Source organism: Citrobacter sp. Ce006, from assembly GCF_030336535.1.
GTDB classification, from domain to species: Bacteria; Pseudomonadota; Gammaproteobacteria; order Enterobacterales; family Enterobacteriaceae; genus Citrobacter; species Citrobacter europaeus.
The window spans coordinates 60,316-76,261 of the sequence record NZ_JAOWDO010000072.1 but is presented as its reverse complement, the minus strand read 5'-3'; the positions used below and the strand labels follow the sequence as shown (position 1 = coordinate 76,261).

The window sequence follows — 15,946 nt, the reverse complement described above, 5'->3', positions numbered from 1 at the left end:
AATATTATGCCGTTAAGGACTGATTATTTTCTTTTCAGACTGCACAGTGTACCGGCGCAATGATATTGATTAATATGAAGACCACCAAAGTCATCAATATATCCTACGTTTAATGTATCACCACTAAATTTAGCGTTAAAATCCTGCGAAGCGAGAGGGGCTATCATAATACTGTCGAACCCGGGAAAACTCCCTTTATTATCAGCACCCAGATACCCCAGCGTAATATAGTAGGGAGTCGGATTATTAAGCACCAGCTTACCATTCTGACGCGTTACCGTAACATTTTCCTCAACACGGTCACTGGCCTTTTTCTTTATACCATCAGGACGATAAAACAGCTTCAGCCGACTCTGCAGGGCAATTTGCAGCACATTTTCCTTATCGCTTTTCGGCGGAATTTCTCTGACGTTAAAGTAGAAAAGTGTTTCCCGGTCTTTAGCCAGAGAAGCCGTAGCCGGTAAGGCCATAATTCTGACCTGCGTTTTTTTGCCAGCATCAATTCGCTGTAAAGGCGGTAACGCCAGTAAATATGATTCTGAGCGTTTGCCGCTGGCATCATCGATCCATGACTGTGCCAGATAAGGCTGGGTTTTACTCTGATTGGTCAACGTGATTGCCAGTGATTTGTCAGCCCCTCCCATAACGATTCGGGTCCGGTCAATATTTACAGCCGCATTAGCAGCACCGGCACTGACCAGTGAAAAGCCAACAGCAAGCGACGCAAACAGTTTATAAACGCGTTTAGATATCACTTCTCATCTCCATTAATGGCAGGGTAACAACAGTACACCCGACGTCAGGTCCGAATTTTCAGGAAGCTGTAATTTGCACTGCCCCTGTGACCAGGCGAGGCTGACATCATTGCGATCGTCATGGCTGATCCCGGAAAGGTAGGTAAAACCCTGATCGCCGATAATACCCAGAACCTTACCTTTGTGGCTTTTCACCTGCGTACCGAGGGGCGGGAACGAACCATCGGCCAGGCGGATAGTCCCTATCAACTGACCGCCTTTCGTCGCCACAATTTTCTTGTATCCGATCGCCCCTTCGGTCAGCACTTTGCTGATGACATTTCCCGACACGCTGACATCTGCAGGCAGGGCAGTAACATCAACGGCAATGTCTGAGCGTTCATAGCTTGAGCCAGCCGGAACAACCGCGATACCAAAGCGGTTGGTAACACCGTTATCATTATCAACAGGTACCCCCGCGACATCCCCGGTATCAATCATCAGCCGGGGATCGTTTTCCGCCATGTTCTGATGGAACGCGGCACCATAACGCGTGGCCGTGAAGGAGCCATACCAGTTGAGACCTAAGCTCCTGTACTGCTGGCTCAGCATACTGAGGTTCGCATTGCCCTGACCGTATGGCGTCATTGTCTGAATATTGCCGTTCAGCAACGTACCTTCCTGCTGCCCTTCATCACGCTGCTGACCGACTCCCAGGCTCCAGGAGGTTTTATCCGACGGGCGGTTATAGAGGGTTGCGGTCTGATTCATACGCCCGTTGCTGTCGTGCTGCATGCTGTAACTAACCTGCCGTCGGGTATCCCAGGGCAGGGTTAATGAAAGATAAATTTGATTATCCTGTTCATTAAGTAAGGTGCGATTACGCCCCAAAGACAGTGAGGCAGTTGCCCCCTGGAAAGGACCGAGGTTAAAGATCTTATTCAGTGATGCGGTATAGTTCTCACTGGCATTACTGTTCCAGTAATTCTGATGACTCACGGAAAACAGAACGTTCAGCCCGAGTGAGCTGATGGACTGATTAAACGTAAGCACATAGCTCTGTTTTTCTGCCAGTGACGAACCGTAGCCATTCGAACGGTCTATATACTGGCTCATCGACATAAAGCTTTTTTCAGAAAAACGGTACCCGGCAAACGCGATGGTACTGCCCGTCTTATCGAAGGTTTTAGCGTAATTAAAACGGTAGCTGTAACCCGTCTGCTGAGGCTGATTTTGTATCTGTGCCACCGACTGTGTGACATCAAATGACGCGGCCCCGAGTACCCCCATGTTTTCGCCGACGCCCAGAGCCAGTGCACGGTAATCACCATCACTGGCAATAAAGCCGCCATAAAGGGAGGTATTGTTAAATGCTCCCCATGTCATTTCACCGGTTGTGAAAAGCGGCTCAACGGTGTGGCTGCTGCCAGCGTAGACCAGAGGTTTCCCTGCTGAGGTTTTAAACTGTACGTTTCCTTTGCGGGTAAGAAACGGGACGCTGGCGGTATTCACCTGCCAGGTATGGACCTGGCCATTGTCTTCCCGCACGGTCACATCGAGGTTTCCACGGACCGTTTCGCTTAATCCAGGCACCACAAAGGGCCCTGCTGGTACCTGAGACTGCCAGAGAATACGCCCATTCTGGGATACGGTGACCTGGGCATGGGTTTGTGCGATCCCGGTTATCTGTGGCGCATAGCCACGTAACGACGGGGGCAGCATACGCTCGTCGCTGGTAAGTGATACTCCGCTAAAACGGAACGTGTCAAAAATATCGGAGTTGAGATACGTTTGCCCCATCACCAGTCTGGCCTGGAGTGAAGGAACGGGACGAAAGAGGTACGTTTGCGGGAAAGTAAGTGATGACTCGTTTTCGCCACTTCCCCTGGTCGTGTTGTACTGGTAATCAGAACGTAAGCGCCATGCGCCGAGATTCAGTCCTGACGTACCGTATAAACTGTAATTACTGCTGGTATCCCCCTGGTGTGGCATATAGCGGCTGCCAAGCAGGTTATAGTCAAAAATAAAACCGTTGACTCCGTTATCCCACTGAGAAGGTGGAGACCATTCATCATCCTGGTACAACAGGTCGGCCTGTGGCACCGTTACAGATAAAGTCTGGCTGTCAGGAGAATATACGATACTGCTGTCAGGGGCTGTAAGATTGACACACTGCGTTCCCGGGTAAAATGACAGGTTATCCTTGACTTCATTTTTGAGCGCCATCAGCTCAATCAATGAAGGCGTAAGGCAGGCAAAGCTGTTACTTTTATCCTGATTTAAATAAAAATTAACAACCTGTTGATCTTTAATAGTCTGGCCATTAAGAACAACATCAAGAATATATTCACCAGGGGCAACATAACCCTCTTTAGAATAGGCTGACAAATCCACATTCTTTTTATTATCAGTATCTAAAAGATGAGTATTAAACTCAACACTCCGTGCATTCACCACAGGAAAATAGATTGCCAGAAGCAATGCGAGATATGCAGGTCTAATACTCATATAATTATCTGATTTCAACTAATAGATAACGAACACGGTTTTGAGATAACAGGTAATATTTTATTTATAGTTCATTGCATAAGTAACATCAGCAGCAACGGTTCCTGTTGCAACTGCATTACCATTTTTTTCCAGACGGGCACCAAATTTCAGTAAATTATCGCCAGATGTCAGACCATGATCCGCTGAGACTGCATTAGCCGCCAGTGGTATATTTCCCGCCATGGTATCCATCAGACGAATACCTACTCCCTGAGCAGTACCCGTATTTGCATACAAATCTGCATTTGTCGCATCGGCAGAACCCGCAAACTGGACGGACACTTTAGAGAATGCAGGATAGTCGATGGTTCCAGTACCACTGGTTACACCCGTATGTGCAGTCAGATCACAGTTTTGCAGATGAATTGTGATTGGCTGTGTGAGAGAATAACCAGCACCAGCTTCTAAAACTTTATTGGCGACCTGACCCAGTGGAACGTCAATATCTTCGTCTCCCGGGGCGATACTGCAAGGAGAGTTAATCACGCTACCAGTAAAGTGTAAGGTACCATGGCCATAATCAGCGCCTGTTGGGGCTGCTGCCCATGCGCCGTTCGCCATACCGCCAGCAACGCAGGCCGATAAGATTAACTTGTTTACTTTATTCATTTTTCAGTCCGTTCATTTAGGCAATTTAGACAGATAAAACCTGACATACTGTTCTGCTTATCGGTTAACGGGAATCGTTATTCACTGTGTGAAAAATCGGGCTATCAACCAACCGTCACTTCGTAGCATTGCTAAAAAGCCTAATCATTTTTTGTATAATGTTTACAACAAATAAAATCGATCTTTACGATCGATAATAACGAGTAGAACGCTAACCATCACGTCAAAAACCAATAACCAAAACTAAGAATATCGCTGATAAACAATGAGATAGATAACTTCCAGAATGATTTAGTTGAAACGCTATCTATCTATACTTCTGACAAAACCCGCCTTTATCGTTCGAGGCTATAAACCTGTGATAAAGCAATCAAACCTATGCTGAGGCCTTTTATCGCGGGCATTTCTATTGCTCAAATATTTATGCCGAATTACAGAAGTCTGTTTCTATCATTTTGATGCGTGTCACCTATCTTATCGATTGATATTTTTTGCTTTTAATATTATCCATACTATTAATAGGATGTTTTCATGACACAATAATTATTTTAACTTTTAATGCACACGGTGCGCTGATGAATAATATAAAACAGAAACAGCTGGAAACATTTTGGATCGAAGTTTTACATAGATCAAAAATGCAATTAAGCGATATGAATATTGGTAAATTCCATCAGTGGAGAGAAATTATTGGTGACAGAAAGATAAATCGCTTATTAAAATTGATGGAACTAATATTGTGTCCAGACAACAATAAAGTTGAAATAAAATTCATTATTGATTTAATTAATAACCAACTTAATGGACACCTTCTTTTCAGTTGTTTTAGAACAAGTGGCAAGATAATAGTAAAAGAAGGTCTAAAAGGTGACATCTACTGCATGCCTGTTTTATACGTGGTTATTCGCTATTTAATAGATAACTCAACTACAACTCCCTCAGTAAATAAAGAACAGGATCAGGAGGTTGACATAAAACAAATGTTAATATCCAACCCTATTAAACTAACTTTACCCCAAACTTCGTAAAGATAAGAATTGAACAAACGTTAACAACAACATTACTGTCTTAAATAGGATAATAGCATGAAAAATAAATCACTAAAAAAAATAAATTATCACAATGCAATTATACCCGAAAGTGTTTCACAATACGCAAAGCAACCACTGTATATCATTATTTCCCTATGGTGCCAGCAACAAAAAAAATGGGTTAATCGCAACGATATTGCTCAGGCTTTTTCTATGCCAGAACGAAGAGCCTCTTTCCAACTATCATATATTTTAAGTCGTCCTAACTATATTCATTTTCGATCACGACTGCAGACACAACCAGGAATGCGCCACCCATGTAATGAAATATGGGTAGAACGCGTCCTCATTGAATCAATGAGGAACAAAACAAGAAGTTCTTACCAACCAGATACAAAATCCCGGAGAACGATTATGGGATCTTATCGTTCACGAGTTGGAAATGGTATGTCAGGTAGCAAAGATGTGTGGCAAGCCCTTATCATGATGCGGAGTGCAAAAGCGGAGGGAGGTGATGAATAACCTTAGCTATAGCGAATGCCTCATCGTTTATGCACTACAATGGCCTGAAACTTATGCGATCGAGGGATTGTATAATCAGGTATCGCCCGCTACCCAGATTGAGCCCTGCTTCTCACCAGAATCACTCGTAGAATTATTGGAGGCATATACCACTGCGCCAGTAATTCTCGGAATACTGCCACATGAAAGTGTCCTGTTATTATCCAGATTAACACCTTATCTACAGCAGCGACGAATACTATTTTTTGGCCAAAAATTTAACTATGCCGACCGCGTAGTTCCATTATATTTTTTACCAATGGATATTGAATTTATTGAATGGATGAATAACACGCCCAAAAAAATCCTTCCGATGTTATCAAGCCTTATCATGCCTGAAACTGTTAAACCTAATATTGATAAAAACCATCCTACCCCCCTTATTCCATCTAATATTGACGAGTTAATATATCATGTCAACATCTATATTTATCAAATGCTATCAAACTATGGAGTAGGAAAACAATCAATAAGAGTTCTACTCATGTTAGCAAGTAATTTATCAATTCGGAAAATTGCAAAAATATTAGATATTAATATAAAAACAGTAAGCTTATATAAACTTAAAGGATTATATCGTCTGGGTATGGGAACAAGTAGTTATGATGTTTATCGAGGTATTTTTGTCAATACCTTACTACAACACTATAGACCAGGTTATAAACGCCATCAAAAAATGGAGTTTCCCAGCAATCGAGTCAAAAAAGAAAACAATAAAAACCTACTATTAATTATTCAGACACTAGACCAAGAGATTGACATAGCTGAGTATTTTCAGTGAAAAATATCATTTAAGACAATTAGGTACTCCCCCTAAGGTTATACTGGGGAGCCTCCTATGAATAACCCATGACTTTCCCCATTCACCACACACGCATAATCAAGTAGACGTTGGGGAGCAAACAGTTAACATGTTATATACGTACTGTTACTGCTTGTTTATCCCCTTTCCATCAGTTCCCCAAGACGTTTAATCTGCCGTCCCTGGCTATCGAAATTACCCTCATCGAGCCACAAATCGTAGGCAGGACGGAGTATCGGGTACTCGCCGTCGATGATTGAGTACCATGCGGTATCACGATTTCGTCCACGGGTAACGATAGCCTGCCGAAATATACCTTCAAAACTGAAGCCAAAGCGCTCTGCCGCCCTACGGGAAGGCGCATTGAGGGCATCACATTTCCATTCAAAACGGCGATAGCCCAGATCCTCAAAAACGTACTTTAAAAGCAATGATATGACTTCCGTTGAGATTCGCGTGCGCTTCATGCGAACGGAGTAAGAAACATGCCCCACCTCAATCACACCATTTGCGGGATCAATACGCATCAGTGCAAACGTACCAACAGGCTTCATACTGACTAAATCGATCACGGCAAAATGCATTGGATCTGTCTGTTCTTCCATCTTTTTTACATAAACCAGGAAGGCATCAAATGTTTCAAAAGGCCCAACTGGCAGATATGTCCAGTCACGATTATCGCTTGCTTCGCCGTACGCTTCATAAAGATCCTTTGCATGGCGTTCGGCGTTTATACGTTCAAGCTTGCAATAGCGACCTGCCATTTGCTGAGCCTGTGGAAAGGGAGCACCTTTCCAGTCAGACAAAGACTGACCTACGGGTTGATGGAATTGATTAAAGCTGCCCGACATATCCTTACCTCTTACAAAACAGGACTAAACCCGCGCAGGATATGATCAAACCAATCCGACCAAAAGAACCACAATGCGTGTTTTTTACGGATCCACAGTATTTTATTGTGCAAAAAACAGGCGCTATATTTTTACACGTAGCGAAAGAAACGTATTTACTGCATTAATGCTAAGAGCCGAAAACATTATAATTTAAATAACCTGAGCCAGACGGCGTATTCCATCAATAATTGCTTCAGAAGGATGATTAGCAAAACCAATCAAAATCCCCTGTCGCGAGACATCTCCCTGATAATAACGACTCAGTGATAGTATCCCCATTCCGAGAGCTCTGGCTTTCTCCTCGACTTCATTTCCGGTCAATCCGTTTTGAAGCCAGCACACAATATGAACCCCAGAGTCCGAAGGTTGGACAATCATTTTATCAGCCAGATATTGGTGAATGGCGTTGACCAGCGCAGTTCTTCTTTCATAACACGCCTTGCGAATTCGACGCACATGGCTGGCATAATGTCCATCCCCAATAAAATTGGCCATCACTGCCTGCTCAAGATAGCTGGTACTGAGATCGGTAAAATATTTCGTCACCATAATCTGTTCTTGTAAGCCTGGCGGGACAACTAAAAAACCTAAACGAAACTCTGGATACATCATTTTAGAAAACGTTCCGGCATAAATTACCCGTTGGTTCTGATCTAATCCCTGCAATGCTTGTAAAGAACGATCAGCATAACGGAATTCACTATTATAATCATCTTCAAATATCCATGCCCGGTTAGACCTCGCCCATTCCAGCAACTCAAAACGCCGAGAGAAACTTAACGTTCCACTTAAAGGGTATTGATCCGACGGAACAACGTAGGCGAGCTTAGCGTCAGGAAAATGATCAATACCATAGCGGACGTTCATTCCTTCGCTATCTACCGGTACCGGCCTCACCATTGCGCCAACAGACATAAAAGCCCCTCGGGCGCCTTTGTAACCCGGGTCATCCAGCCAAACCTCACTTCCTGTCGACAGCAGCGCTCGTGCAGTGATGTTCAATGCCTGTTGAATACCATTTACGATGATTATCTGTTCTTCGTTACAGTTCACTCCACGCGTTGTTTTAATGTAGTGGCAAACTGCTTTTCTCAAAGGAAGGTATCCGCAAGGATGGGTGTGAGCCCCCAGTTGATGTCGGGATTGTCTCCAGACCCGTTGCAGCAACTTGCCCCATAATGCATGCGGGAAGAGATCCGTACAGCCAACGCCAATCGCGAATAGGCGGTTCATGCCGCGCCCTTCATACTCATTTGACCATAAATCGTGAACAGGATTATCTCGGCTGTGAACCTGTTCATCAGGCGCGACGACGCCCCCCGACTGCACATTTGGGTAGCTATTGCTGATACTCCGATCCGGAATATTGTGTGCGACATACGTTCCAGACCCTTTGCGGGTCAGGATATACCCTTCATCTAATAGCCGGTCATAACCGGCAATCACTGAGTTTCGTGAAATTGACATCATCTCGGACAACGCCCGGGTTGAAGGCATCTTCGTTCCTGCTGGTAATCGGCCTGCAAGAATGTGATCACGAAGAGTGTGGTAGACCTGTTCTTTCACGACACCTTTTCCTAAAACAAATCCTTGAAATAAAGGTGCATTATTTTTTTTCATTGTATTAACCTTTACGCTAAAAGTGGATCCTATCAATAGATGAAAAGTGTCTCTTTACGATAATTTATAAAAATCTTAGGATCATCATCCTAACACATTGTTCTTATAAAATATCAGGAGAGATATATGAACAACAAAAACAGTATTACTATTGAAGCCGCAAAACAGCAAGACTACGACAACTGGCTTCCTTTATGGATAAATTACCAAACATTTTATCGTACTAAAATTTCAGATGAAGTAACAAAATTAACATGGGAGCGTTTCCTTACGCCGAGTGAGCATCTTTATTGTGCTGTCGCGAAATATAATGGCAAAATAGTGGGTCTGGTGCATTATCTCTTTCACCGCTCAACCTGGGCAGAATCAAATTATTGCTATCTCGAAGATCTATTTGTTAGTGAAGAGGTTCGTGGTCAACATATCGGGAAACAACTTATCGAGTATGTTCAACAGCAAGCACAGAATCACCACGCGTCAAGATTATACTGGCACACGCATGAAACTAACCTGCGTGGACAACGACTGTATGACTGGGTTGCCAAAAAGAGCGGGATGATCGAATATCGTATGTGAGGAAAGTAATACTCAGGACAAATATTAATTATTCAATACTAAAAAATAAAAGATTAGCCTCTGAGTAGATATACTCAGAGGATGTATCTATCAAGCATCAAAAAGGTAAAGAGCCGGTATGGCAAAAATAAAGTAAAAATCCCCGCCATCCGATGATGGATGCGGGGACATTCACAAAGATCATAGAGAGTTAAAATTATTAAACTCGCCGTTATTATGCTTAAACGTCTTTTATTTCGTAGTCCGGTAGATGACTTTGTGTAATAAAGGCATTCAGTGTTTCACTGTCCGGCAGTGCGGTCAGTGCGCCTTTGCGGGTTGTCGCGAGCGCACCGCAGCCACTGGCCCAGGCGATAGCCTGGTGGAGCTGCTCAACGGACTCTGGCATCCGGTTGTCTGCAAGCCATGCCAGCAAACCGGCGACAAAAGCATCCCCTGCCCCAGTTGTATCAATGCTATCGACGGTATAGCCGTTGAAATGGATCACATTATCCTGCCAAAGCACCATTGCGCCTTGCGCTCCGTAGGTCACAACTTTCAATTGTGCAGGAAGCGCTTTAAGGCCGTCGAGCGCATGGGCAAAATCGTGTGTACCCGTCATCCAGTACCACTCTTCTTCTGAAAGCTTAAGAATGTCAGCCTGTGAAGAATACTGGCGCACCACCTTGAGCATTTCATATTTATCAGGCCACATTTGTTCGCGTAAATTCACATCGAAACTCAGTAATCCTCCGCATTTCTTAACCTGACAGATTGCGGTAGCCAATGTATCACGGCAAGTCTCGGCAACCAGAGCCAGGGAACAGAAGTGCAGAATATCGTCGCTGAAGCCTGGAAGCGCAGCGGGTGTTAAATATTGATCCGCGGAGGGATTAGTTAAAAATGTAAATCCGCGTTCTCCGCCGTTACCCAGCGAGACCAGCACCGTACTGGTTTGGTGCTGATTATCCAACTGAAGGCTTGTGGTTGAGACGCCTGCATCGAACAATGTTTTTTTCAGAAAATGGCCAAAATCGTCATCACCAACCCGGCCAATAAAACCACTTTGTCTGTCTAAACGCGCAGTACCAATTGCCACATTGAATGGCGCTCCTCCTGCACAAGCTTGATATTGCATGTCTGCAAGCGGTAAAAGATCCACCACCGCATCGCCAAGCGTCCAGATATTCATGGTATTTCCTCAACAATAATTAACGCATTTATTTAAACGTGACTGTTAAAAGTTATAATCCAGCATCAGCTTATAGTCGGTCGTTATGGCATCACCATTAGTGACCCAACTGCCACTCTGGTTTATTAACGAACCGGTAATCTCCCCGGACACCGTAAACCGAGAGGTCAATGGATAATTTGCTGACAATTTCAGAAAACGGTTACGGGTATTCTGGAATACCTCTCCATCTTCATCCCGCGCATTATTTTTCTTATAATGCCCATATCCACCGCTAAATGTTGTGGATAATTTACCCCAGTTACGCCAGACGCCGACTGATGTTGTCCAACTTTTTTCATCAATATCCCCCCATTGCGCGCGGTCTAAAATTGCAGAAGCGAATTGCTGGCGGAACCAAACTCCGGTGGTATTGTTAATAATGTATTGAACGCCAGGTTCAATCTGAAAAGAACGTATATCCCGATCATTTTGTGCCCCCCCATTACGACGATGGTCAATCTGCTGATACAGGTAATTAAAGAATGAGAAGCTGTCCGTAACACGCAGATCGGTAAAGAATTTGATACGTCCCTGCCACCGATCCTCGATGGAAGAACTTCCTCCCATGACGTCCCAGCCATAGCGTAGACGCTTGTAGAAATATTCATGGCCGATAATCAACTGAGTCCACTGATTTTGGCTGAGGTATGTTTGATCCTCCCATGTCCCGTTATAGTTGGTGGTTCTACCTTCAGAAAATGCTAAATACCAGCCGGGTAACGCATCATGGCGCATCACCCCTTGTACAAATGTCAGTGAATCATTTCCGCTGTGGAAATGGCTGTTACGCCAGTTATTGTCCTCAATGGCATATTTCATTTTCAGTTGACCATGAACACGACCACCGGCGGGGTTGGAGGAACGGGTTGAGGTCCACATCACGTCTTCATCCAGATAAGACCATGGATCCACAGCAATAACTTTTCCCGAGGCATCCTTCATGATGCTCATGCTCGCATTCGCCAGCGACGGAAACAGAAGAACAAAAATAACAGACAGGGCATGATAGTTTTTCATAGTAATATCTCGTTATATTATTTCTTTTATTTTCAATGTGGCGTGAAAATTATCATTTTGCGGCAGGCTAATACTCCATGGTTTCTCCGGCATGGAATACATTCGGGTACTGAATGCGGCTTTGTTATTTATATAAAAAACAGCAACTGAGTCTTGAAGCAAAACACGTAACTCTATTTTCTCATCAAGAGGAACATTTACCCATGACTCCGCGTTCGCCTGATGAATAGAGGCAAGTGGTGCATTGAAAAAATAGACCTTGCCTTTGCTCTTATTGAACACAACGTTGAGCTTTGCGTCGCTCACCCTGTCGTCAATCAGACCAAAACTCATCACCATTCCGGCAGAGGGGATATCTATCGTTGCACTTAACTCACCTCGTTTGGGCAGCGGTGGGTATACCGCAGATTGTAATGGACCAAACTGTGTTGCTGTTTTTAGCATTTTACCGCTTTTTAAGGTGGTCACCGGACCGGGGTTGTCATTAATGACTGTCTGAAGTTCCTGCGAGAGGATGCTTTTGAGCTGCCCCTGCTCATCCGCGATGAGCTCATGAACAACCAAATTTCCAGCCCAATCAATGTTGCCACTGTCACTGCTTCCTGCCTTAGTTGGGATCCAACCAAAAACAAACAGACGATCGTTTTTAAGCGCCAGTTTTCCCGCGTAAAACCCCGAGCCATCGACCGCATAATTGTCCATCTTTCGCCACGGCCCATCAGGATTATCCGCAACCCGGTACTGGGTCAGGCGTAGCGGCCATTGGTCGCTAAAGCTGAGATACCAACGTCCGTTAAAGAAAACCAGTGTCGGACATTCGAGGTTAGAGTTACTGGTAATCGTGTCATTATCAAAAAATACACCACGGTCTTCCCAGTTATTCAAATCGGTTGAACTGTACCGGGCAATGACACCGCGCCCGTCGCGACGGGTAGTAATTAACATCCAGTACTCTTTCTTTTCTTCGACCCAAACAACATGAGGATCCCGGAAGTCATTCCCGCGATAATTATCGCCTGGCAGGATCGTATCTTGTGGATGTTTCACCCAGTGAAGACGGTCTTTACTGGTCGCGTGCATAATGGACTCAACCGGAAACACATTTTCATTGTGCGCGGTATACCAGGCATGCCAGGTATCGCCAACTTTCACAATCGAACCGGTTCCTAATAATAGTTCAGGGTCGTCAACGTCATTAACGTAAGGAATCACCTCGGAATGGTTCTGATAGTTATATAAATTGGTAGTCGATAGCAAATGAATAGCATGGACCCCCAAATCGCTACCACCACGCACATCATTAAGATAAAAAATATCAAATTCACCATCATTATAAACAGGCATTGGGTCACCAATAAAAGAACCTTCTACCCGCGGAAAAAAATCATTAACATAGCTAATACTTTTATTGTGTAATGTTTCTTTAGACGGCTGCGACCAGGCTGGCATATTGATAAGCGAAAGCGCCAACAGAGCGGCAGATACCACTAATATTATTTTTTTCATATCACACCTGAATATCAGAAGTTATAATTCACGCCAACCACGGTAAAGGGATTCCACGAATGGCCGGTAGAAGTCCAGAGCCCGGACTCTTTTGTGAATTGTGCTTTGAATTCACCATATAATCGAACTTCACCAAAGACTGGATAGCTGATGGTACCGCCAATGAATTTATAACGACCGTCATAAAAAATTTCTTTAGCATTGCTGGCGTTATCTATTTTGTCCTGACCGAAGCCTAAATACAGGGAGGTTAACAGAGGATACCAGTTTCGCCAGAGTCCAGCCGTAACCTTCCATTCTTCTTCTACAATATCGCCCCAGCTCTCGCGTTCCTGCCGGTTATAGTAATAATAGGGCCGCAAATACAGACCAAGATCGGGATTCACGCGATATTGAATAGCAGGCTCGATTTCAAAAATATATTGCTCAAGATCGCCATTCCCCGGCTCGTTGCCCTGCGGCTGGTATTCACCATAGGCGTAACCGGCCAGGCTCCATTTGTTGCTCAGTCGCAGATCTTGCCAGATTTTGTACCTGTTTTTCCAACGTTTAGTTGCCGTTTCTGAACCAACCATGACCTCCGTGCCGATATTACCGCGCCAGGTTTCAAAAATATGACCGACAAAAAACTCATTGATCGTATTTGTGCCCTTGTAATCCTGGTTACTAAATTGACCTTTATAGCTATCCTCGCGGGCGTTCCAGAAACCAAAGTACCAGTTTGGTAACTCATCATGCCTTAAGAAAGCCTGAATAGTGGCAAGTTTGAATTTGCCACTATTTTTCCTATTATCGCTCCAACGAACATCATCAATCTCTATCTGAGTTCCAATATTTCCGTGTAGACCACCAGCCTCCATATTGCGGCCAATACTGTTCCAGTGAACAGGAGGATCTTCCTGCCTTAAACGCAACAGACTGACATCTTCTGGGGAATCTCCTTTATTATTCGCATTCACCTCATAGGTTTTATTTTCAGTTGCTGCGGATAACGTTGCAGGCTTGGACGACGTCGTTGGCAGCGCCGTTTTACCTACAGCGTTACGTGACGTTTGCTCATTACCTTTAATTGTTGGCGATGTACTCGTTACGTTGGTTTCAGATTCATCCAGAAAGTAGCTTTGATAGTTTCCTGTATAAGTAACTGGTTGTTCTGTATTATCCTCAGCGATAGCGGAAAACGTTGTGACTGACGTTATAACACAGGCTAGTATCTTCTGTTTTAAAATAAGCCTTTTGATATTCATCGCAGAAACGCGATAGTGAGGCATTAATATTTCATCCATTTCGTTATCTCATTATTTTAGGCAAAATATGCCAGCCAAAGACTGGCACAAATAAAAGCTCACAATGTAAGAGGTAAAGCGAATCGGGACTATATTATTTATCTAAAGACCAGTATCCGGCTTGCTGTAATGTGGCAACTCCATGATTCGCAAACAGTGAAAGATCGCGCTGGGCCGGGTGAGGATATATTCGGCTACTTAAGCACGCATCACCATCATTAACAAATACCTCTACTGATGAGCGGTCGATAAATATACGTAATGTCAGTAAACCGTCTGCTGGCAACGGAATACTGCGAGTTCCTACCAGCGAATATTCTGGATAGCGACGCTCCACTATCAGACGCTGAGCTTGATTATCGGCGTAAATTCTTAGTCCATCCCCTAATGCCATACCAAACTGTTCAGCCGTAGAGGCGTTCAGATCCCATACCAGTTGTACCTCGACCGCTTCGGCATCAGCCGTAATAAGGACTTTCTGATTACGCAGGCAACACGCGGGTGTTGGATAATAGCTGCCACGCAGCGCGGTGACTTCGTCAGCGGGTTTCATCCTCACCCGATAGTCATCACCAAGGCTCAGTTCACGCGGTAGAGACAACATTCCGGCCCAGCCGTCCTTCTGCTCAGGCATCGGCGATTCCCACATATCCAACCAACCGATAACAATGCGACGATTATCCGGAGTCAGAAAGCTTTGCGGAGCATAAAAGTCATGACCGTGGTCCAGCTCAATAAATTGTCCATCATGGGTGAATGGTTGACCGGGCTGCCATTCACCAAGTAAATAACCGCTCTGAAAAAGGTTGCGATTGCGATAACCTTCCGCCGCGATCCCCTGCGGAGAAAACATCAGCACCCGCTTCCCTTCCAGAGTAAAGAAATCAGGGCATTCCCACATATATCCCATTCCTTCATCAGCCTCGGCAAATATCCCTTCGTCTTGCCATTTACGGAGATCGGATGAACTATACAGACGAACCTGCCCCGTATTTTCCACACGGGAACCGACCACCATGTACCAGCGCTCACCTTCGCGCCATACCTTCGGATCGCGAAAATGATGCAGTCCTGACGGTGTATCAATGACCATACCATGTCGCTCAAAATGGATACCGTCACGACTGGTTGCCAGGCACTGCACCTGGTAGAGATTGTCGTCTGTGTCTGGCGAACCGTGAAATTTATGTCCGGTATAAATCAGCGCCAGCGTATCGCCATCCACCACGGCGGAGCCGGAGAAACAGCCGTCCACATCTGCTGGACCTTCCGGCGCCAGCGCGACTGGCATATGTTCCCAGTGCACCAAATCTTTGCTGCGAGCATGCCCCCAGTGCATTGGTCCCCATTCAGGAGAATAAGGGTGATGTTGATAAAACGCATGATACCACCCATCAAACCATACCAGGCCGTTAGGATCGTTCATCCAGCCTGCGCGAGCAGCGAGGTGATACCGCGGATACCAACGCGGATTAATATCGGCTTGTGCTTTTTCAAGCGTCTGTTCGGTCTGTTCTAACAAGGATGTCATCGTCTTTACTCTCAGTA

14 protein-coding genes are annotated in these 15,946 nt (G+C 44.7%); 4 read left to right on the top strand and 10 right to left on the bottom strand.

The window, feature by feature from the left end; translation table 11 throughout:
• Nucleotides 1–23: 23 nt before the first annotated feature.
• The 3 genes from OGV94_RS14815 to OGV94_RS14805 all read right to left on the bottom strand — a co-directional run bounded on the left by OGV94_RS14815 (nt 24) and on the right by OGV94_RS14805 (nt 3,893).
• Nucleotides 24–755: a fimbria/pilus periplasmic chaperone gene (locus tag OGV94_RS14815; protein WP_286523665.1), complete on the bottom strand. Its 732-nt coding sequence runs from the start codon at nt 753–755 to the stop codon at nt 24–26.
• A 12-nt stretch (nt 756–767) separates the two neighbouring features.
• Nucleotides 768–3,236, bottom strand: a complete 2,469-nt coding sequence (locus OGV94_RS14810; RefSeq protein ID WP_286523940.1) for a fimbria/pilus outer membrane usher protein — start codon at nt 3,234–3,236, stop codon at nt 768–770.
• A 66-nt stretch (nt 3,237–3,302) separates the two neighbouring features.
• On the bottom strand, nt 3,303–3,893 hold the full coding sequence (locus tag OGV94_RS14805) for a fimbrial protein (protein WP_052128078.1): 591 nt from the start codon (nt 3,891–3,893) through the stop codon (nt 3,303–3,305).
• Between the two features lie 575 nt (nt 3,894–4,468).
• Between OGV94_RS14805 and OGV94_RS14800 the strand changes: the two genes are divergently transcribed.
• From OGV94_RS14800 to OGV94_RS14790, 3 genes are read left to right on the top strand one after another with little or no spacing between them, the layout of a single operon-like run.
• Nucleotides 4,469–4,921 (top strand): hypothetical protein, encoded by a 453-nt coding sequence (locus tag OGV94_RS14800; protein WP_286523663.1) that lies wholly within the window; start codon nt 4,469–4,471, stop codon nt 4,919–4,921.
• Between the two features lie 57 nt (nt 4,922–4,978).
• A complete protein-coding gene (locus OGV94_RS14795; RefSeq protein ID WP_286523661.1) occupies nt 4,979–5,446 on the top strand; it encodes a CaiF/GrlA family transcriptional regulator in 468 nt (155 codons plus the stop codon).
• Nucleotides 5,439–6,266 carry a hypothetical protein gene (locus OGV94_RS14790; RefSeq protein WP_286523658.1) on the top strand — a complete coding sequence of 276 codons (828 nt, stop codon included), beginning with the start codon at nt 5,439–5,441 and terminating at the stop codon, nt 6,264–6,266. The genes OGV94_RS14795 and OGV94_RS14790 overlap by 8 nt, the downstream gene beginning before the upstream one ends.
• A 158-nt stretch (nt 6,267–6,424) precedes the next feature.
• Here OGV94_RS14790 and OGV94_RS14785 read toward each other — a convergent pair whose 3' ends face one another.
• Together OGV94_RS14785 and pdxR are read right to left on the bottom strand one after the other, a co-directional pair.
• A complete protein-coding gene (locus OGV94_RS14785) occupies nt 6,425–7,138 on the bottom strand; it encodes a GNAT family N-acetyltransferase (protein WP_286523656.1) in 714 nt (237 codons plus the stop codon).
• Nucleotides 7,139–7,330: 192 nt separating this feature from the next.
• A complete protein-coding gene (gene pdxR, locus OGV94_RS14780; RefSeq protein WP_286523654.1) occupies nt 7,331–8,800 on the bottom strand; it encodes a MocR-like pyridoxine biosynthesis transcription factor PdxR in 1,470 nt (489 codons plus the stop codon).
• A gap of 126 nt (nt 8,801–8,926) precedes the next feature.
• On the opposite strand from pdxR, the gene OGV94_RS14775 reads away from it, so the two are divergent.
• Nucleotides 8,927–9,376, top strand: a complete 450-nt coding sequence (locus OGV94_RS14775) for a GNAT family N-acetyltransferase (RefSeq protein ID WP_047413232.1) — start codon at nt 8,927–8,929, stop codon at nt 9,374–9,376.
• A 220-nt stretch (nt 9,377–9,596) separates the two neighbouring features.
• Here OGV94_RS14775 and OGV94_RS14770 read toward each other — a convergent pair whose 3' ends face one another.
• From OGV94_RS14770 to OGV94_RS14750, 5 genes are all read right to left on the bottom strand, one after another.
• Nucleotides 9,597–10,547, bottom strand: a complete 951-nt coding sequence (locus OGV94_RS14770) for a PfkB family carbohydrate kinase (protein WP_286523651.1) — start codon at nt 10,545–10,547, stop codon at nt 9,597–9,599.
• Nucleotides 10,548–10,592: 45 nt separating this feature from the next.
• Entirely contained in the window at nt 10,593–11,606 is a 1,014-nt protein-coding gene (locus OGV94_RS14765; protein ID WP_087053117.1) for an OmpG porin family protein, read from the bottom strand.
• A gap of 12 nt (nt 11,607–11,618) precedes the next feature.
• On the bottom strand, nt 11,619–13,112 hold the full coding sequence (locus OGV94_RS14760) for a glycoside hydrolase family 32 protein (protein ID WP_080625672.1): 1,494 nt from the start codon (nt 13,110–13,112) through the stop codon (nt 11,619–11,621).
• A 14-nt stretch (nt 13,113–13,126) separates the two neighbouring features.
• Nucleotides 13,127–14,398 (bottom strand): OmpG porin family protein, encoded by a 1,272-nt coding sequence (locus OGV94_RS14755; RefSeq protein WP_286523649.1) that lies wholly within the window; start codon nt 14,396–14,398, stop codon nt 13,127–13,129.
• Between the two features lie 94 nt (nt 14,399–14,492).
• The gene (locus OGV94_RS14750; protein ID WP_286523648.1) at nt 14,493–15,929 is read right to left on the bottom strand and encodes a glycoside hydrolase family 32 protein; all 1,437 of its coding nucleotides are present in this window, start codon (nt 15,927–15,929) and stop codon (nt 14,493–14,495) included.
• Nucleotides 15,930–15,946: the final 17 nt, after the last annotated feature.